The organism is Citrobacter sedlakii NBRC 105722, assembly GCF_000759835.1.
Lineage (GTDB): Bacteria > Pseudomonadota > Gammaproteobacteria > Enterobacterales > Enterobacteriaceae > Citrobacter_A > Citrobacter_A sedlakii.
Genome location: NZ_BBNB01000012.1, coordinates 29181 through 48558, shown reverse-complemented (window position 1 = coordinate 48558; position 19378 = coordinate 29181). Strand labels below are relative to the sequence as shown.

Annotated in this window: 12 protein-coding genes; 7 read left to right on the top strand and 5 right to left on the bottom strand. The window is 54.8% G+C overall.

Features of this window, described 5'->3' with window-relative positions:
- Positions 1–82: 82 nt before the first annotated feature.
- Together atoC and atoS are read right to left on the bottom strand one after the other, a co-directional pair.
- Positions 83–1468 carry an acetoacetate metabolism transcriptional regulator AtoC gene (gene atoC, locus CSE01S_RS15995; RefSeq protein WP_042290580.1) on the bottom strand — a complete coding sequence of 462 codons (1386 nt, stop codon included), beginning with the start codon at positions 1466–1468 and terminating at the stop codon, positions 83–85.
- Positions 1465–3291 (bottom strand): two-component system sensor histidine kinase AtoS, encoded by a 1827-nt coding sequence (gene atoS, locus CSE01S_RS15990; protein WP_042290577.1) that lies wholly within the window; start codon positions 3289–3291, stop codon positions 1465–1467. The genes atoC and atoS overlap by 4 nt, the downstream gene beginning before the upstream one ends.
- A 173-nt stretch (positions 3292–3464) precedes the next feature.
- Here atoS and rcsC point away from each other — a divergent pair, with 173 nt between their 5' ends.
- Positions 3465–6311 (top strand): two-component system sensor histidine kinase RcsC, encoded by a 2847-nt coding sequence (gene rcsC, locus CSE01S_RS15985; protein ID WP_042290576.1) that lies wholly within the window; start codon positions 3465–3467, stop codon positions 6309–6311.
- 50 nt (positions 6312–6361) lie between these two features.
- Here the strand turns inward: rcsC and rcsB are convergent, their stop codons facing one another.
- Together rcsB and rcsD are read right to left on the bottom strand one after the other, a co-directional pair.
- Positions 6362–7012 (bottom strand): response regulator transcription factor RcsB, encoded by a 651-nt coding sequence (rcsB, locus tag CSE01S_RS15980; RefSeq protein ID WP_042290573.1) that lies wholly within the window; start codon positions 7010–7012, stop codon positions 6362–6364.
- Positions 7013–7028: 16 nt separating this feature from the next.
- Complete coding sequence (rcsD, locus tag CSE01S_RS15975; RefSeq protein ID WP_042290571.1) at positions 7029–9698, bottom strand: phosphotransferase RcsD; 2670 nt, start codon at positions 9696–9698, stop codon at positions 7029–7031.
- A gap of 742 nt (positions 9699–10440) precedes the next feature.
- Between rcsD and CSE01S_RS15970 the strand changes: the two genes are divergently transcribed.
- The 6 genes from CSE01S_RS15970 to mgtE all read left to right on the top strand — a co-directional run bounded on the left by CSE01S_RS15970 (position 10441) and on the right by mgtE (position 17976).
- Positions 10441–11556, top strand: a complete 1116-nt coding sequence (locus CSE01S_RS15970) for a porin OmpC (RefSeq protein ID WP_042290569.1) — start codon at positions 10441–10443, stop codon at positions 11554–11556.
- A gap of 115 nt (positions 11557–11671) precedes the next feature.
- Complete coding sequence (gene apbE, locus CSE01S_RS15965) at positions 11672–12727, top strand: FAD:protein FMN transferase ApbE (protein ID WP_042290567.1); 1056 nt, start codon at positions 11672–11674, stop codon at positions 12725–12727.
- A 227-nt stretch (positions 12728–12954) separates the two neighbouring features.
- Entirely contained in the window at positions 12955–14019 is a 1065-nt protein-coding gene (gene ada, locus CSE01S_RS15960) for a bifunctional DNA-binding transcriptional regulator/O6-methylguanine-DNA methyltransferase Ada (protein ID WP_042290563.1), read from the top strand.
- Positions 14019–14669, top strand: a complete 651-nt coding sequence (gene alkB / locus CSE01S_RS15955) for a DNA oxidative demethylase AlkB (RefSeq protein WP_042290559.1) — start codon at positions 14019–14021, stop codon at positions 14667–14669. The genes ada and alkB overlap by 1 nt, the downstream gene beginning before the upstream one ends.
- A 75-nt stretch (positions 14670–14744) precedes the next feature.
- Positions 14745–16388 carry a multidrug ABC transporter permease/ATP-binding protein gene (locus tag CSE01S_RS15950; protein WP_042290557.1) on the top strand — a complete coding sequence of 548 codons (1644 nt, stop codon included), beginning with the start codon at positions 14745–14747 and terminating at the stop codon, positions 16386–16388.
- A 151-nt stretch (positions 16389–16539) separates the two neighbouring features.
- Positions 16540–17976: a magnesium transporter gene (mgtE, locus tag CSE01S_RS15945; protein WP_042290555.1), complete on the top strand. Its 1437-nt coding sequence runs from the start codon at positions 16540–16542 to the stop codon at positions 17974–17976.
- Here mgtE and CSE01S_RS15940 read toward each other — a convergent pair.
- The gene (locus tag CSE01S_RS15940) at positions 17939–19183 is read right to left on the bottom strand and encodes a SulP family inorganic anion transporter (protein WP_042290553.1); all 1245 of its coding nucleotides are present in this window, start codon (positions 19181–19183) and stop codon (positions 17939–17941) included. The genes mgtE and CSE01S_RS15940 overlap by 38 nt on opposite strands.
- Between the last annotated feature and the right edge of the window lie 195 nt (positions 19184–19378).

Here is a 19378-nt window from a genome sequence, read left to right as displayed (position 1 = left end):
GCAAAAGCTCCGTATGCTGTGAGGCACGGAGCTATGCAGAAAATTGCGCACTGTGCAAAATTCTGCATAGCAAATTCCGGGACTAAAGATCCGTCGGATCGATACCGTACTCCTGAAGTTTATACATCAGGGCGCGGCGGCTAATGCCTAACATCAGGGCTGCACGGGTGCGGTTACCGTCTTGTTGTTCAAGGACTTCCATAATGATCCGCTTCTCTTCGCGCTTAATCTCTTCTTTTAAATTTCGTTCGCCGGGCTGCGCGGTTTTGACCTCCGCTATGCTGCTTACCGGCTGGCGTAGCGGGGCGGGCAGATCGTCGGCAAAAATTACCGCTCCAGTATTCATCACCACTGCGCGTTCAATAACGTTTGAGAGTTCACGTATATTGCCAGGCCACGGCCAGGCGGTCAGCATCGACATGGCCGTGGGGTCGATCTCAATGATGTCGCGCTGATTTTCAGTACTGAATTTTTGCAGAAAATGGTTGGCAAGCAGCGCAATGTCCTCCCGCCGCTCGCGCAGCGGAGGCAACTGCAAATGGATGACGTTTAGCCGGTAAAAGAGATCTTCGCGGAAGGCGCCTTCCTTCACCATTGCCGGAAGGTCCCGGTTGGTGGCGGCAATAATACGGATATCGACCTGAATGGTCTGATGTCCGCCCACCCGTTCGAATTCTCTCTCCTGGAGAATCCGCAACAATTTTGCCTGCAACACTAGCGGCATTTCGCCAATTTCGTCCAGAAGCAATGTTCCCGTATGAGCACGCTCAAACAGTCCCTGACGCAGGGACTGGGCGCCGGTAAAGGCCCCTTTCTCATGACCAAATAACTCGCTTTCCAGCAGTGACTCTGGCAGCGCGGCACAGTTGATCTTGATAAACGGACCGTTGGCGCGCCGCGAGTTATAGTGAATGGCGCGGGCTATCAATTCTTTTCCGGTACCGCTTTCTCCGCTAATCAACACATTGGCCTGGGACATGGCAATTTTGGCGGTGTCTTTGCAGATATCCATCATTCGCGGACTGTTGGTCAGAATATGTCCCCATTGCCAGCTGGTACTCAGCGCCTGATGCAGACGACGAATCTCTTGCCTCATCGCCTGAAGCTGCAGCGCCCGCTGAATTAATAAATGCAGTTCATCAAGATCGAAGGGCTTTATGACATAGTCAAACGCGCCGCTGCGCAGCGCTTCGACTGCGGTTTCGACTTCGGCATATGCCGTCATCAAAATAACGGGGATACGTGGTTGGCGGGCGCGCATCGCCTTTAATGCGTCGAGCCCGTTCATTTCCGGCATGCGGATATCCATCAACACCACGTCCGGCGGCTCGTCGGCAAATTGCTGCAAGGCTTCCTCGCCATTACTGGCGCAGCGGGTTTCATGTCCCTGAAGGGAAAACGCGGTGGTGAGCATACGACGAACGTTGTCTTCATCATCCACGATAAGGATTCGGTAGCGGGTTTTCATACTAACAAGTTTCCCTGCGGATTAATCGGTAAAATGAGGGTAAAGGTCGCGCCGCATCCCGGCATGCTGCTGATGCGAATGTCTCCCTGGTGGGCATTGATGATGCGCTGGCTAAGCGCAAGTCCAAGACCGGTTCCTGACGCTTTGGTGGTGAAGAACGGATCAAAGATTTTTTTCTGTAGCGCGATATCAATCCCGCAGCCGTTATCTTCAATCGATACTGCCTGCTGCGAAGGGGCGTATTGCCAGGTACGAATCCGGATTTCACCGCGCGCGTTAATCGCCTGCACGGCATTGATGAGAATATTGAGGATGACCTGTTTCAATAGTTCACGGTCAGCAATGATGGCGGGCAGTTCCCGGTTAAGTTCACAATTAAAGGCAATCCGCGCCTGTACACCGGAGGTTTTGACCAGAATTAACGTCTCTTCAATCAACGTGTTGAGCTGAACCCGCTGCCACTGGCTTTGTCTCGGTCGGGAAAAATCGAGAAGTTGCTGAATCACTTTATTAATAGAATCAATCTCTTTTAGCACAACGGACAAATATTCCTGGTGTATGGGGAGGGTGAGTTGCTGGCGAATAATCTGTACATAACCACGAATAGCGGTAAGCGGGTTACGGACCTCATGCGCCACGCCGGCCATTAACTCGCCCAGCGTGGCCAGCCGTTCGGTTTGTGCAAGGCGGCGCTGGGACTCTTTGCGCGCGGTCAGGTCGGAAAAAATCACTAACGCGCCAATCAGTTCACCATTGGCATTATGAATGCGACTGGTGGTGACGCTGAGCTCAATGGTACGGTCACGCGCCGGGAAACTCACTTCCTGCGCCAGATGTTCTGTGCCGTGCGCCAAAGTATCAAGCACCGGGCTGGCGAAGTGCGGGTCGGAGAAGAGTGTCGCATAGGGCCGACCGACAAGTTCACTGAGTGTATAACCGGTAATGGCTTCTGCCGCAGGGTTCATTGTGGTGACATCCCCCTGGCGATCAATGGCGATGACTCCGTCGGCGGCGTTTTCAATAATCAGATCGTTGAGCGTTTTGGTTTCGCGTAACGTTTGCGCCAGTGCGTTAACGCTGCGGCTAATTTGCCCCAGTTCGCCGGGGAGATTGGGAAGTTGGGTGGGCGTTTTATGCGCCAGCGTCGACAGACCATCGGTAATGATGTCGATATTGGCGCCGAGACGTCGGGAGAAGAGGACTATCAGCAGCAGACTGCAAAGCAGCCCCGCCACCAGTACCGCAATAATGCGCATGTCCATCTTCCATGCCTGACGTCGGATATCTTCTGTGAGCTCATTGGCCCAGATATAACCCAGAACTTCGCCGTCTCGTCGGATAGGGATCATTGAATTGAGAATATCCCCACGAACCTGGCGACCGGAAAAGACCACAGGGGTGTTGCTACGCATTACGTCACGACCGGGATGATCGGCAGCAATGGTCACGCCAACATTGTTCTGATACAGCGCGGAAGGGGCATAAGTAATGATCGCATCCAGTGCTTTGTGATAATAGCCCGCGCCGATGCCGGGAAACGCTTGCGTGATTCGCTCGGTAATCGGGCCAAGTTCCGCATTCAGCGCCTGGATGCGTGCATCGCGCGGCAATGTGCTGAAGTGGAAAAAACGTTCTTCCAGCGCCTGGTCGAGCAGATGAACGACGGCGGACAATTTTTTCTCTTTTTCCGCTAAGACCGCTGAACGTCCTTCGGTTTCGACGATATAACCAATCGACACCGTTGGCACGATGACCATCAGGATAGCCATCAGAATCATTTGATTGCGCAAGCGTCGCGGATAGAAACCCCTTAAAAAACGCATTCTGGCATCCCTGTTACCCTTTTCAGGTAAACGCCAATTATCCGCAGTTGCGCAAAAGGTTTCTCAGCGGTGTATCATATTCCGGCAAAGAGGGGCGTGAGGATTGCGACATCGCACTTTTACCGCTACCTTAACCACACTCTATTTATCGCCTCAGGCGGAGCTTTGCCCCTTTGAAATACCTGGCTTCCTTTCGTACAACCCTGAAAATCTCGCGCTACCTGTTCAGAGCGCTGGCGCTGTTGATATGGCTGTTAATCGCCTTTGCTTCGGTGTTCTACATTGTCAACGCGCTGCATCAGCGGGAGTCCGAGATTCGTCAGGAGTTTAATCTCAGTTCCGATCAGGCCCAGCGCTATATTCAGCGTACGTCGGACGTGATGAAGGAGCTAAAGTACATTGCCGAGAATCGTTTGACGGCGGAGAACGGGGTACTTTCTTCACGCACCCGCGATGATAAAACCGTCGTGCCAACCTTTGAGCCCTTGTTTGCCGACTCGGACTGCGCGGCGATGGGCAACGCCTGGCGCGGATCGCTGGAGTCGCTGGCCTGGTTTATGCGCTACTGGCGGGATAACTTCTCCGCGGCGTACGATCTTAACCGCGTGTTCCTGATTGGCAGCGATAATCTGTGCATGGCGAATTTTGGCCTGCGCGATATGCCGGTTGAGCGCGACAATGCGCTGAAAACGCTGCATGAACGGATCATGAAATACCGCAGCGCGCCGAAGGATGATTCCGGGAATAACCTTTACTGGGTGGGGCAGGGGCCGCGTCCGGGTATCGGCTACTTTTACGCGCTGACGCCCGTATATCTGGCTAACCGGCTGCAGGCCCTGCTGGGCGTTGAGCAGGCGATCCGGATGGAAAATTTCTTTACCCCCGGCAGCCTGCCGATGGGCGTGACCATTCTTGATGAAAATGGTCATGCGCTCATCTCACTGACGGGGCCGGAAACCACCATTAAAGCTGAACCTCGCTGGATGCAGGAACGCTCCTGGTTTGGCTATACGCCCGGTTTTCGTGAGCTGGTGCTGAAGAAAAACCTGCCGCCATCCTCGCTCAGCATCGTCTATTCGGTACCGGTCGATCTGGTGCTGGAGGGGATTCGGATGTTAATTCTGAATGCCATTCTGCTGAACGTTTTGGTTGGCGCCGCGCTGTTTACCCTCGCCAGAATGTATGAGCGGCGAATTTTTATCCCGGCGGAAAGCGACGCCCAGCGGCTGGAGGAGCACGAACAGTTCAACCGCAAAATTGTGGCTTCGGCACCGGTTGGGATCTGTATCCTGCGTACCGTCGACGGCGTCAACATTCTCAGTAACGAGCTGGCGCACACCTATCTGAACATGCTCACCCATGAGGATCGGCAGCGGCTGACGCAAATCATCTGCGGACAGCAGGTGAATTTTGTCGATGTGTTGACCAGCAATAACACCAATTTGCAAATCAGCTTCGTTCATTCCCGCTATCGTAACGAGAACGTGGCGATATGCGTGCTGGTGGACGTCTCCGCACGCGTCAAAATGGAAGAGTCCTTACAGGAGATGGCGCAGGCGGCGGAGCAGGCAAGCCAGTCGAAGTCTATGTTCCTCGCAACCGTCAGCCATGAACTGCGCACCCCGCTGTACGGTATCATTGGTAACCTCGATCTCCTGCAAACCAAGGCGTTGCCGAAAGGGGTTGATCGCCTGGTGACGGCGATGAATAACTCTTCCAGCCTGTTGTTGAAGATTATCAGTGATATTCTCGACTTCTCGAAGATTGAGTCCGAGCAGCTGAAAATCGAGCCGCGAGAGTTCTCCCCGCGTGAGGTGATGAGCCACATCACCGCCAACTATTTGCCGCTGGTGGTGCGCAAGCAACTCGGTCTTTATTGCTTTATCGAGCCGGACGTGCCGGTAGCGATGAATGGCGATCCAATGCGGTTGCAGCAGGTTATCTCCAATCTTCTGAGCAACGCGATTAAGTTCACCGATATCGGCTGCATTGTGCTGCACGTGCAGCGTGATCATGACTATCTGAGTATTCGGGTGCGCGATACCGGCGTTGGTATTCCGGCGAAAGAGGTCGTACGTCTGTTCGACCCGTTCTTCCAGGTTGGCACCGGGGTGCAGCGCAATTTCCAGGGAACCGGGCTGGGGCTGGCGATTTGTGAAAAGCTGATCAGCATGATGGACGGCGATATCTCGGTGGATTCAGAGCCGGGGATGGGGAGCCAGTTTACGGTGCGTATTCCGCTCTACGGCGCGCAGTATCCGGCGAAGAAGAGCCTCGACGGGTTGGTCAACACGCGCTGCTGGCTGGCGGTGCGGAACGCCTCGCTGTGCCACTTTGTTGAGAACAGCCTGACGCGCGGCGGGATGGACGTGATCCGTTATGAAGGTCAGACGCCCGCCGCCGACGACCTGCTGATCACCGACGATGCGCTGGAGCAGCCGTGGCAGGGAAGAGCGGCGGTGATATTCTGCCGTCGTCACATTGGTATTCCGCTCGAAAGATCGCCGGGGGAATGGGTGCACAGCGTGGCCTCCCCGCATGAACTGCCCGCGCTGCTGGCCCGTATCTACAGCGTCGAGCTGGACAATGAAGAACTGACAGCCTCGTTACCGGCGCCAGAAAAGGTGGCGATCGCCAACGACGATATGATGATCCTGGTGGTGGACGATCATCCGATCAACCGTCGCCTGCTGGCCGATCAGTTGGGATCGCTGGGCTATCAGTGCAAAACGGCCAATGACGGTGTGGATGCGCTGAATGTGTTGAGCAAAAACCACATTGATATTGTGCTGAGCGACGTCAACATGCCGAATATGGACGGTTACCGTCTGACCCAACGTATTCGTCAGCTTGGCCTGACGCTGCCGGTGGTTGGGGTGACGGCGAACGCGCTGGCGGAAGAGAAGCAGCGCTGCCTGGAATCGGGCATGGACAGCTGTTTGTCTAAGCCGGTGACGCTGGACGTGCTGAAACAAACCCTTGCGGTCTATGCCGAACGGGTGCGCAAAACGCGGACATAAAAAATGCCGGATAAGCGTAGCGCTATCCGGCATTTTGCACAGGAAAGGAATTACTCTTTGTCAGCCGGACTCAGGGTCACAGAAGACAGGTAGTTCAGCAGTGCGATATCGTTCTCGACGCCCAGTTTCATCATCGCTGATTTCTTCTGGCTGCTGATGGTTTTAATGCTGCGGTTCAGCTTCTTGGCGATTTCGGTCACCAGGAAACCTTCGGCAAACAGACGCAGCACTTCACTCTCTTTTGGTGAGAGGCGCTTGTCTCCATAACCGCCCGCGCTGATTTTCTCCAGCAAACGGGAAACGCTTTCCGGCGTAAATTTTTTCCCTTTCTGCAGCGCCGCGAGCGCTTTCGGCAGGTCGGTCGGCGCGCCCTGTTTCAGGACGATCCCTTCGATATCCAGATCCAGTACCGCGCTCAGAATCGCCGGGTTGTTGTTCATGGTAAGAACAATAATCGACAGGCTCGGGAAATGACGCTTGATGTATTTGATTAACGTGATCCCATCACCGTACTTGTCGCCCGGCATAGAGAGATCGGTAATCAATACGTGTGCATCCAGTTTAGGCAGATTGTTAATCAGTGCTGTGGAGTCTTCAAATTCGCCGACAACATTCACCCACTCGATTTGTTCAAGTGACTTGCGAATACCGAACAGTACAATCGGATGGTCATCGGCAATAATTACGTTCATATTGTTCATGTATAAGGCTACCTTGCTACAGCAAGCTCTTGACGTAGGCGTCAATGTCGCTGATGTATTTTTCTATTCCTGGAGCATCTTTCTCGCGAATAAGATGTTCCAGCGTTTCACATAACTGCTTGCCGGGTACCAGATTTAGCATGGCAAACACGCCTTTCAGGCGGTGAGCCGTTTGGGCTAGCGCAGCAAAATCGCTGGTTGCCGCCTCAGTATACAACCTCTTAACATCATCCGGTACTGTGTCTACAAATAGCGCGTAATAACCGCTGGCATGAAGTTCGGCATTTTCATCGCCGCCCAAGGGGGATTCCGGAATATCTTCCTGCGCCAGCTGTTCTTCTATTAGTTGTAGTACAGCTTCCTGCATAGCATTACTCATATTAAAGTTGACGCGAAGCTGGCCGGGGCCTATTTTCCGCACGCCTGACTCATCATCGCTTAAAAGCAAGCCGGAAGCAGTAAGATTAGACGGATTATCCGTTAAAAAGAGATCATATTCTTGACTTATGAGTCTTTCGTCCGGCGTGATGCAGGTGGCTCCCCAGTTTTCTAACTGGCGAAGCACGATGGTGCGAATCTCGTTAGAGGTCACGTCAATCATTACGCTGACATCATCCAGCAGACGCTCCTCGTATTCTACATGCTGATCCAACGGCGTCATTTTAACATGGACCGTATAGCGTGTACCCAGCGTATCTCGCGCTTTGATATTCAAATGTCCGCCCAGCTTGCGCGCCAGTTGATCGCACAACCAGAAGGTGAGGGGATTCGCTTTACCATACCGGTCTTTCTGCGTTTCGCTGATAAACGGGAAATGCAGATTATCGATTTCGCTCAGCGTCACGCCTTCACCGGTGTCCAGGATGCGGAAGGTTAAGCGCTCCGCCACGGATTCATCCTGATCAACTTCAAGCGTGATTTTGCCGATCTGGGTGGTGGTGACAGCATACTGCATCAACAGCATTAATATACGGCGCAACGCGTTACGGTCGCCATGGCGCTCGTCGTTAGCGTTCAGACGGTTGTTGATCAGCAGTTGCAGCCCTTTCCGCTTCATTGCCGGCAGGACTTCCGGCACCACTTCATCAATCAGCGTCTGCACCGAGAATCGGGTCGGTTCACTTTTCCAGGCATCGTTTTCCAGCATGTTCGCCAACTGGATTTCATCAATCATGCGAACCAGCACGTCAGCCTGAGTGGCCAGCTTCTGCGAGTCGGGCGCTGCGACCTGAGCAATCTCGTCGGCCAGGGTTTTGACCGGCTCTTTCAGCGTATCGCTGATATTTTGCATGAAGGCGATGCGCCCCTGCTGATTTTTTTCATACAAGCGCTGCGCCTGTTTCAGTTTTTTATTCACCAGCACTTCACGATCCTGATCGCGGATGATGAAGATTTGGGTACGCGGCGCAACCTGACTGCGGAACAGACGGATTTCGTACAGTTCGTTATTGATCGTCGCCTGGATCACCCCCTGATGCTGCTCTGCCATGCTGGTGATATTCTGCAGGTTCAGATGCGGCAGCAGATGGTCGGCAATTTTGTTGCTGATCACCGTTCGGTTGGCCTCCTGGTCGTGCACCAGCAATCCCAGCGGCAGCAGGGAAACGATCTCTTCATTGATGGCGCGCAGGATCCGCAACTCATTATTCGCCGCCGTGTTGGGCGCAACCTCTGTTGAACGTCCCGGCTGATGACGGAAAGTGGTATAGCCAAACAGCGCCAGTGCAAGCAGGCCGATATTCAGCAACAGCGGCAACAGAATATTTTGCAGGGTGTCGAGCAGCAATGTACCGAACGGCACCTGCCAGACAAGGCGCATATCCGTTGAATTCAGCGCAGATGAAATTTCAATTTTTGAACTGTTAAAACTGATGCTGACGCTGTCCGGCGACTCTTTCTCATTATTTCGCGTGGTCGCGGGCGTGGTATCCGGCTCAAGGCGGAAACTGTCCAGCGGCATACCGGGCGGGATGAGATCGTTGATCGGCAGGTCAAACGCGACCACGGTCGCCAGATGTCCCGGCTGGTTGAACGTGGTACGCAGGGTAAAATAGTGCCCGTTCTGCCATGCCAGACGCCGCAGCGAGGAGAAGCTCTCCCGCTCGTCCAGCGCGTTGGCCTGCTGAAGCATCTCCGCCCGACGGGAGTCGACGATATTGCCAATAGTGGATTCTTTAAATCCGGACGAGAGGTCTTTCAGCGGCAGCGTGGAGATGAGGAGCAGACTGTTATCCTGACCATTGAGATAATACATTGACCACGGCACCGTTTCCGCCCCCCAGAGGGTGTCGAGATAGGTCGAAATGCGCTGGGTCATTTCCAGCGTGGCGCTGTCGTGCGAGCCAAAGATCAGCGCTTCCGTTTTACGGCGCGGTTTCTCGAGATAGTAAACATCCTGCTTCAGCCGTGTTTCCTGCAATCCTTCGCCAGTGGAAGGGCTGGTGGAGGCGGCAATGTTGTCATAGATTTGCCAGGTCACGTACCGCCAGGTATCCACCCTTTTATGGATGGCATGGGTAATGTCGACAATCTGATAGCTCTTATCTTTCAGCCATGCGTTCACCGCGCTCTGCACCATTACCCCCATCGTCACCAGCAGTACGATGATCAGTAATAAAAAGAAGCGGGTGATGCTTCCTGGCAGGAGGGAGAAGCGGGATGTAGCCGTGGTTTCAGACTGACTCATTCGTGGTTATGACCTGTAAAGCAACGCAAAAGGTGATAGGGCAGTATAAAGGCTACGCCGTAGATTTCCACACTCTCGTCGCGTCGGATGAACAGCGCTATTCACGGAATATACGGGAAACGAACGGCTTGCGTTAAACGTGTACAACCCGACAGGCGTCGTACAAATATCACCCGATGCTGTGCGATAAATAGCACTAATTAACAAGAAAATGTTTATGAATATCATTCAGGAAATAAACGAAGCGGAATGATTGATTGTGGTGATTGTTTTTATGCGGTAGCACATAAACAGAAAGAGAGTGTAAAGAAAAGTAAAAAAAAACCGAATGCGAAGCATCCGGTTGAAATAGGGGTAAACAGACATTCAGAAATGAATGACGGTAATAAATAAAGTTAATGATGATAGCGAGATTATTTTAGTTGTGAGTGACGATTTTGTTTTGTCATTCAGTGCTATGTTTTATTTGTATGTATTTTATTGTATTTAAAGGGTTTTTATTATTTCTTGTACATTTGTGCTTATTTCTTGACTTTCAGAGCGATATAAAAAGTTCCTTCTTGTTAATGTTTTGAAACATCTATGTGGATATCTGAAACATCTTAAAAGTTTTAGTATCATATTCGTGTTGGATTATTCTGCATTTTTGCGGAGAATGAACTTGCCGACTGGTTAATGAGGGTTAATCAGTATGCAGTGGCATAAAAAAGCAAATAAAGGCATATAACAGAGGGTTAATAACATGAAAGTTAAAGTACTGTCCCTCCTGGTACCGGCTCTGCTGGTAGCAGGCGCAGCAAATGCGGCTGAAATTTATAATAAAGACGGCAACAAATTAGACCTGTTTGGTAAAGTAGACGGTCTGCACTATTTCTCCGATGACAACAGCGCTGACGGCGACCAGACCTACATGCGTATCGGCTTCAAAGGCGAAACGCAGGTAAACGATCAGATCACCGGCTACGGCCAGTGGGAGTATCAGATCCAGGGTAACGCGCCTGAAAGCGAAAACAACTCCTGGACTCGTGTGGCGTTCGCTGGGGTTAAATTTGGCGATGCGGGTTCTTTCGACTACGGTCGTAACTACGGCGTGGCGTATGACGTCACCTCCTGGACTGACGTACTGCCGGAATTCGGTGGTGACACCTACGGTTCTGACAACTTCATGCAGCAACGTGGTAACGGTTTCGCGACCTACCGTAACACTGACTTTTTCGGTCTGGTTGATGGCCTGAACGTTGCGGTTCAGTACCAGGGTAAAAACGGCAGCCCGTCCGGCGAAGGTATGACCGGCATTACTAACAATGGTCGTGAAGCCCTGCGCCAGAACGGCGACGGCGTTGGCGGTTCTGTCACTTACGATCTGGGCGAAGGCTTCGGTCTGGGTGCGGCAGTTACCAGCTCCAAACGTACGGATGAGCAGAACAACGGCATTTACATTGGTAACGGCGATCGCGCTGAAACCTACACCGGCGGTCTGAAATACGACGCCAACAACATCTACCTGGCGGCACAGTACACCCAGACTTACAACGCAACGCGTGCGGGCGACATTGGCTGGGCAAACAAAGCGCAGAACTTTGAAGTGGTTGCGCAGTATCAGTTCGACTTCGGCCTGCGTCCGTCCGTGGCTTACCTGCAGTCCAAAGGCAAAAACCTGGGAACTGTTAACGGCCGTAACTACGACGACGAAGATCTGCTGAAATACGTTGATGTGGGCGCGACTTACTACTTCAACAAAAACATGTCCACCTATGTTGATTACAAAATCAACCTGCTGGACGACAATGACTTCACCCGCGCTGCAGGTATCGGTACTGACGATATCGTCGCACTGGGTCTGGTTTACCAGTTCTAAGGTCATTTCATGACGACAAAAGGCCCTGCGGGGCCTTTTTTTATGGACTTTTCGCGGCGTACAGTCGGGCGTTTTTAGTGTAACCTTGCGCAATTTCGCAGAAGGACAATCACCAATGGAAATTTCTTTTGCGCGGATGGCCCTCCTTGCCGCCACGCTTTTTTTTACCGGGTGCGATAGCGCGCCTGACGCGACGCAGGTTCCCGCATCGGCGCCGGTGATGCTTGAAGGTAAAACCATGGGCACGTTCTGGCGCGTGAGCGTGGTTGATATAGACGCCGCGCGGGCAGAGAAACTGCGTAACCGGATCCAGGCGCAGCTGGATGCTGACGATCGGCTTCTCTCGACGTATAAAAATGATTCCGCGTTGATGCGCTTTAACCACACCAAAAGCCTCACGCCCTGGCCAGTTAGCGAGGCGATGGCGGACATCATCACCACTTCGCTGCGTATTGGCGACAAAACCCAGGGGGCGATGGACATTACCGTCGGTCCGCTGGTGAATCTCTGGGGATTTGGTCCGGACAAACAGCCGGTGCAGGTACCCACTCAGGCGCAGATCGATGCGGCGAAGGCGAAAACCGGACTTCAGCACCTGACGGTGATTAATCAGGCGCATCAGCAGTACCTGCAAAAAGATCTGCCGGATCTGTATGTTGATTTGTCCACAGTGGGGGAGGGCTATGCGGCGGATCATCTGGCGCGGCTCATGGAGCAGGAAGGCATCGCGCGTTATCTGGTTTCCGTTGGCGGAGCGTTAAACAGTCGCGGTATGAACGCCGAAGGGCGTCCGTGGCGGGTGGCGATCCAGAAACCGACCGATCGCGAAAACGCCGTTCAGGCGGTGGTGGACATTAATGGTCATGGCATCAGCACCTCCGGCAGTTATCGCAACTATTATGAAGTGGACGGTAAGCGGCTTTCGCATGTTATCGATCCGCAGACCGGCCGCCCTATTGAACATAATCTGGTTTCGGTCACGGTTATCGCCCCGACGGCGCTGGAAGCGGACGGCTGGGACACCGGGTTGATGGTGCTCGGCGCCGAGAAAGCGAAAGAAGTCGTGCGCCGCGAAGGGCTGGCGGTGTACATGATCACCAAAGAGGGCGAGGACTTTAAAACCTGGATGTCGCCACAGTTTTCCGCCTTTCTGATCGGTGAACAAAATTAAACAGCAAGATTGCGGGTTTTTGCGAAAGGGGTTTCGAACATACTGTCGTTAAGCAGGCACTATGCCAGGAGCCTGGCCCAATAGACGATGTTATTTGGCATTTTGCCTCCGGCAGTGCTCAGGATCCTCCCGTACGCCGTGTACGCTCCGGTTCTTCCGCGCTGTCCGTGTTGAAACTCTGCCACAATGACGTCTCTTAGGTTAGGCTCTTATTTAAGGAGTCCCGTATGAAACCGAATCTGTCGAACAATCCTGATGAATGCTGGCAGGCTGTGCTCGCACGCAGCGCTGCCGCTGACGGCCAGTTTGTCTTTGCGGTACAGACCACCGGCATTTTTTGTCGGCCATCCTGCAGCGCTAAGCACGCGTTGCGTAAAAACGTGCGCTTTTTTCCCGATGCGCAGGCCGCGTTATCCGCAGGGTTTCGTCCCTGTAAGCGCTGTCAGCCGGATAAAGCCCATCCCCGGCAGCACCGACTGGATAACATCACCCGCGCCTGCCAGTTGCTGGAGCAGGATAATCCCATCACGCTGGCGGCGCTGGCACAGCAAGTGGCAATGAGCCCGTACCATTTTCACCGCCTGTTCAAGGCCGCCACCGGCATGACGCCGAAAGCCTGGCAGCAGGCCTGGCGCGCGCGTCGGTTACGCGACGCGCTGGGCAAAGGGGAGAGCGTCACGCAGGCGATTCTCGACGCCGGTTTCCCTGACAGTAGCAGCTATTACCGTCACGCCGATACGGCGCTGGGGATGACGGCAACGCAGTTTCGCCGCGGCGGTGAACGGCTGACGGTTCGCTATACGCTTGCAGACTGCGCGCTGGGGCGCTGCCTGGTGGCGGAAAGCGAACGCGGGATCTGTGCAATCTTGCTGGGTGATGACGACGCAGGTTTGATCGCCGAACTGCGCGCGCTGTTCCCGTCGGCGCGCGGCGAACCGGCTGATGAGGCGTTTCACCAGCGTGTGCGTCAGGTGATCGCCAGTATTGACGGGCGCGATGTGCCGCTATCGCTGCCGCTGGATATTCAGGGCACGGCTTTTCAGCAGCAGGTCTGGCAGGCGCTGCGCGCCATTCCTTGTGGTGAAACGGTCAGTTATCAGCAACTGGCCGCCGCGCTCGGCAAACCGAAAGCGGTACGCGCCGTTGCCAGCGCCTGCGGGGCGAACAAACTGGCGATCGTCATTCCTTGCCATCGGGTGGTGCGGGGCGATGGCGCGCTTTCGGGCTATCGCTGGGGGGTAGCGCGCAAAGCGCAACTGCTGCGGCGGGAGTCATCAGATAAGGAGTCATAATGCTCGATCTGTTTGCCGATTCACAACCCTGGCAGGAGCCGCTGGCGCCCGGCGCGACAATCCTGCGCCGTTTTGCCTTCAGCGCGGCGCAGAGGTTAATGCTGGATATCGACGCGGTGGCCAGCCGTTCGCCGTTTCGCCAGATGGTCACGCCCGGCGGTTACACCATGTCGGTGGCGATGACCAACTGCGGACAACTGGGCTGGACCACCGATCGACGCGGCTATGTCTATTCCTCTATTGATCCACTCACTGGTCACGCCTGGCCGCCCTTTCCGGCATCGTTTGTCGAACTTTGCCTGCGGGCGGCGACGGCGGCGGGCTATACGGATTTCCAGCCGGACGCCTGCCTGATCAACCGCTACGCGCCTGGCGCGAAGCTGTCGCTGCATCAGGATAAAGACGAGCCGGATTTGCGCGCGCCGATTGTCTCGGTGTCGCTGGGCCTGCCTGCCATTTTTCAGTTCGGCGGCCTGAAGCGCAGCGATCCGCTGAAACGCCTCATGCTGGAACATGGTGATGTGGTGGTATGGGGGGGCGAATCGCGGCTGTTTTATCATGGCATTCAACCGCTGAAGAACGGGCTTCACCCGTTAACCGGAAACTGCCGCTACAATCTCACCTTTCGTCAGGCGGGTAAAAAAGAATAAAAATAAGAATTATTATTGCCGATCGCGTTGAGATGTTTAAACTGCGGGCAGTTATTCCTTGTCCGGGTAGTCTCAATGGAACTCCTTCTTCTTGTCTGGCGGCAGTATCGCTGGCCATTTATCGGCGTGATGGCGCTCAGCCTCGCCAGCGCCGCGTTAGGTATCGGGCTGATTGCCTTTATTAATCAGCGGCTGATCGAAACGGCGGATACGTCGCTCCTGGTGTTACCGGAATTCCTCGGTTTATTACTGTTGCTGATGGCGGTAACGCTGGGTTCGCAGCTGGCGTTAACCACCCTCGGCCATCACTTTGTCTATCGTCTGCGCAGTGAGTTCATCAAGCGTATTCTGGATACCCACGTCGAGCGCATCGAACAGCTCGGTAGCGCGTCGTTGCTGGCCGGACTGACCAGCGATATCCGTAACATTACTATCGCTTTTGTGCGTCTGCCGGAGCTGGTACAGGGGATTATCCTCACCGTGGGGTCCGCGGCATATCTGGCGACGCTGTCGACCAAAATGTTGCTGGTGACCGCAATCTGGATGGCGATCACCATCTGGGGCGGGTTCGTGCTTGTTGCGCGGGTCTACCGACATATGGCGACGCTGCGTGAGACGGAAGATAAGCTGTACAACGACTATCAGACGGTGCTGGAAGGGCGCAAGGAGCTGACCCTCAACCGCGAGCGGGCCGAACAGATCTTTAATCATCTGTACGTGCCGGACGCGCGGGAGTATCGCCACCATATTATTCGCGCCGATACGTTCCATCTGAGTGCAGTGAACTGGTCGAATATTATGATGCTCGGCGCCATTGGCCTGGTGTTCTGGATGGCGAATAGTCTTGGCTGGGCGGATACCAACGTCGCGGCCACGTATTCGCTGACGCTGCTGTTCCTGCGTACGCCGCTGCTGTCGGCGGTAGGGGCATTGCCGACGCTGCTGACGGCTCAGGTGGCCTTTAACAAGCTGAACACATTCGCGCTGGCGCCGTTCAGAGCGGAATTTCCCCGCCCGCAGGCGTTCGCGGACTGGAAAACCCTTGAACTGCGCGACGTCACCTTTCACTATCAGGACAACGCCTTTGCCGTGGGGCCAGTGAACCTTACCCTTCATCGCGGCGAACTGCTGTTTTTGATCGGCGGTAACGGCAGCGGCAAGTCGACGCTGGCGATGTTGCTGACGGGGCTGTACCAGCCGCAGTCCGGCGAAATTCTGCTCGACGGCAAGCCACTATCCGCAGAGAAACCGGAAGATTACCGTAAGCTGTTTTCGGCGGTATTTACCGACGTCTGGTTGTTTGATCAACTGCTTGGTCCGGAAGGCAAACCGGCAGATCCGGCGCTGGTTGAGAAGTGGCTCGCGCACCTGAAAATGGCGCACAAGCTGGAACTGCGCGACGGGCGGATCCTGAATCTTAAACTGTCAAAAGGGCAAAAAAAGCGCGTGGCGCTGCTGCTGGCGCTGGCGGAAGAGCGGGACATCATTCTGCTTGATGAATGGGCGGCTGACCAGGACCCGCACTTTCGCCGCGAATTTTATCAGGTGCTGCTGCCGCTGATGCAGGAGATGGGGAAAACCATTTTCGCCATTAGCCACGACGATCACTACTTTGTACACGCCGACCGCCTGCTGGAAATGCGTAACGGTCAACTGAGCGAGCTGGTGGGCGATGAGCGCGACGCTGCGTCGCGTGATGCGGTGGCGCGTACCGCCTGAAGCTGACAACCGTTCGCCCGATGGCCCTGCGCACGTTGGGTGAGCGGATTGTCGCCTGCCGTTTTTTTATCCGTCCGCTAATGCCGTTTATTGTTATTTACATCATCTCGCACCATGCTTAATGGCAACTCATATCATGGATTTATGATTAATGTCTGTAAAAACCAAAAACAGCGCAAGGCTGCGCGATGAAGAACGTGCGCGCCTGATCTGGCTTCTCACGACCGACAAAGCGGTCGTTTCCACCTTACTGGGCAAACTCACCCTGGCTGAGCAATATGATGTCGGTACGCTTGCCGACGATATTGCTGAGGTAGGCGCTCTGGTCGCCCATCTGCCGCCGCCGGATTTGGCGGATACCCTTGAAGCGCTGCCATCAGAGGAACGCCACGCGCTGTGGCACCTGGTTGATAAGGCAAAGCGCGGTTACGTGCTGCTCGAAGCGTCGGAAAGCGTCTGGGATGACCTGATCGACGAAATGACCGACAGGGAACTGCTCGATGCCCTGCAATATCTGGACATTGACGAACAGATCTATCTGGTGCAGCACCTGCCGAGAAACCTGACCGGACGACTGCTGGCGTCATTACCGGCGGACGAGCGCGCCCGCGTGCGCCAGGTGATGCATTACGAAAAGAACCGCGTCGGCGCGATCATGGAGTTCGAGGTCATTACCGTGCGTCCCGACGTGACTCTGCAGGCGGTGCAGCGTTATTTGCGCCGGCTGGGCAAGATGCCTGAGAACACCGACAAACTGTTCGTCACCCGTCGCGATAAAACGCTGGTTGGGGAGTTGTCCCTGACCTGCATTTTACTCAACGACGTACAGCGCCAGGTCAGCGAGGTCATGGATAACGATCCCCTGACCTTTGAGCCGGAAGATATCGCGGAAAACGCGGCGCGCACGTTTGAACGTGACAACCTGGTCAGCGCGGCGGTGGTGGATCCCGCTGGCAAGCTGATGGGGCGCTTAACCATTGATGAGATCGTCGACGTGGTGTACGAAGAAACCGACAGCGATCTCCGGCGGATGGGGGGGCTGAGCGCCGAGGAAGACGTCTTTGCCCCAGTGCCGAAAGCGGTAAAAACGCGCTGGGCGTGGTTGGCTGTCAACCTCTGTACGGCGTTCATCGCCTCGCGGGTCATCGATGGGTTTGAACATACCATCTCGCAGCTGGTGGCGCTGGCCTCGCTGATGCCTATCGTTGCCGGGATAGGCGGTAATACCGGCAATCAGACCATCACCATGATCGTCCGCGCGCTGGCGTTGCAGAACATTCAGCCCGGTAACCTGAGCTTTTTGATCCTGCGTGAAATGGGCGTCGCGCTGGTGAATGGTCTCGTCTGGGGCGGGATTATGGGCGGCATCACCTGGTGGTTGTATGACGACATGGCGCTCGGCGGCGTGATGACCCTGGCGATGGTGCTCAACCTGCTGGTGGCGGCGCTGATGGGGGTCATCATCCCTATGACGATGGTCAGGCTCGGGCGCGACCCGGCGGTCGGCTCGAGCGTCATGATTACCGCGATTACCGATACCGGCGGCTTCTTTATTTTTCTTGGGCTGGCGACGCTGTTTCTTCTGTAGCGCGTTTTTTACTTCTGATAACGCGCGGAAACAGGCCCATCGCCAGCACACCGGCAACCACGCCAATCGCCAGGTTGTCGGTAGAAACCGTTGCGCCCACGGTGACCAGCATCACCAGCGTTTCTGTGACGGGCAGAGTTGACAGCGTGCTGGGCTGAATGCTGTGCCAGCTAAAGGTTTTTACCGCCACAATCACCATGATCCCCGCCAGCACCGACATGGGGATTTTTGCCATCACCTCGCTCAGAGCCGTAACCAGCAGAAGCAACACCACACCCGCGGCGAAAGTCGATACGCGGCTGCGTCCTTTCCCCATCTCAACGTTGACGATGGTCTGGCCGATCATCGCGCAGCCTGCGATCCCACCGTAAAAACCGGCGCAGATATTGGCGATGCCCAGACCGGCGCTTTCGCGATTTTTGTTTGACGGCGTGACCGTCAGGTCGTCGACCAGCTTCGCGGTCAGCAGCGACTCCATTAGACCGACAAACGCGATGCTCAGCGCGCACGGCCAGATAATGATCAGCGTATCCAGATTCAGCGGCACCCGCAGTTGCGTCAGTCCGGGGAGTCCGCCGCTCATTGAGCCTTCATCGCCCACCGTCGGCAGGATCTGACCGGTGGTCACCGTAAACACCGTCAATAACACAATGGCGATCAGCGGCGCGGGAACGCTTTTGATAAACTGCGGCGCCCACAGCACGATCAACAGCGTCAGGGCAAACAATCCCCAGATTAACGGGCTTTTACTCCAGAAATGGGGAACCTGGGCGAAGAAAATTAAAATACCGAGGGCGTTGACAAAGCCGGTCATCACCGCAGAGGGGATAAAGCGCATCAGACGCGCCATACCGGTCACGCCGAACAGGATTTGAATCAACCCGGCCAGAATGACCGCTGGCAGGATGTATCCTACGCCGTGCTGATGCACCATCGGACCAATTACCAGCGCCACGGAGCCTGCGGCGGCGGTTACCATCGCCGGACGACCGCCGAGTACCGACATCGCCAGGCATAGCACCACCGAGGCGATCAGGCTGACTTTCGGATCAACGCCAGCGATAACGGAAAAGGAAATCACTTCGGGGATCAGCGCCAGCGCGGTGATCACGCCCGCCAGCGTTTCGCGCGCCAGCAGGCGTGGCGAGCGCATGACACCGCTGACGGTGTTGTCTGCCGCGACGGCAGAAGAAGGGGTTACAGACATAAATACTCTCAGGTCGGAAATGGCCTGATAACAGCAGACCGACTGGCGTCCGTGCGATGGAAACAAAGCGTCGCATAGTACCTGCCTGGCGCGCGAGTTTCCAGAAAATCTTGTGAATATCCTTATAAAAAATCAACGTATTAATAACATCTTTAAAATCTTAATATAATTTATAAACAATATTTAAATCTTATT

Bases quoted from the DNA above. Each gene is read 5' to 3' on its own strand.
- atoC (WP_042290580.1), bottom strand. From the start codon at position 1,468: ATGAAAACCCGCTACCGAATCCTTATCGTGGATGATGAAGACAACGTT.
- atoS (WP_042290577.1), bottom strand. From the start codon at position 3,291: ATGCGTTTTTTAAGGGGTTTCTATCCGCGACGCTTGCGCAATCAAATG.
- rcsB (WP_042290573.1), bottom strand. From the start codon at position 7,012: ATGAACAATATGAACGTAATTATTGCCGATGACCATCCGATTGTACTG.
- rcsD (WP_042290571.1), bottom strand. From the start codon at position 9,698: ATGAGTCAGTCTGAAACCACGGCTACATCCCGCTTCTCCCTCCTGCCA.
- CSE01S_RS15970 (WP_042290569.1), top strand. From the start codon at position 10,441: ATGAAAGTTAAAGTACTGTCCCTCCTGGTACCGGCTCTGCTGGTAGCA.
- apbE (WP_042290567.1), top strand. From the start codon at position 11,672: ATGGAAATTTCTTTTGCGCGGATGGCCCTCCTTGCCGCCACGCTTTTT.
- ada (WP_042290563.1), top strand. From the start codon at position 12,955: ATGAAACCGAATCTGTCGAACAATCCTGATGAATGCTGGCAGGCTGTG.
- alkB (WP_042290559.1), top strand. From the start codon at position 14,019: ATGCTCGATCTGTTTGCCGATTCACAACCCTGGCAGGAGCCGCTGGCG.
- CSE01S_RS15950 (WP_042290557.1), top strand. From the start codon at position 14,745: ATGGAACTCCTTCTTCTTGTCTGGCGGCAGTATCGCTGGCCATTTATC.
- mgtE (WP_042290555.1), top strand. From the start codon at position 16,540: ATGTCTGTAAAAACCAAAAACAGCGCAAGGCTGCGCGATGAAGAACGT.
- CSE01S_RS15940 (WP_042290553.1), bottom strand. From the start codon at position 19,183: ATGTCTGTAACCCCTTCTTCTGCCGTCGCGGCAGACAACACCGTCAGC.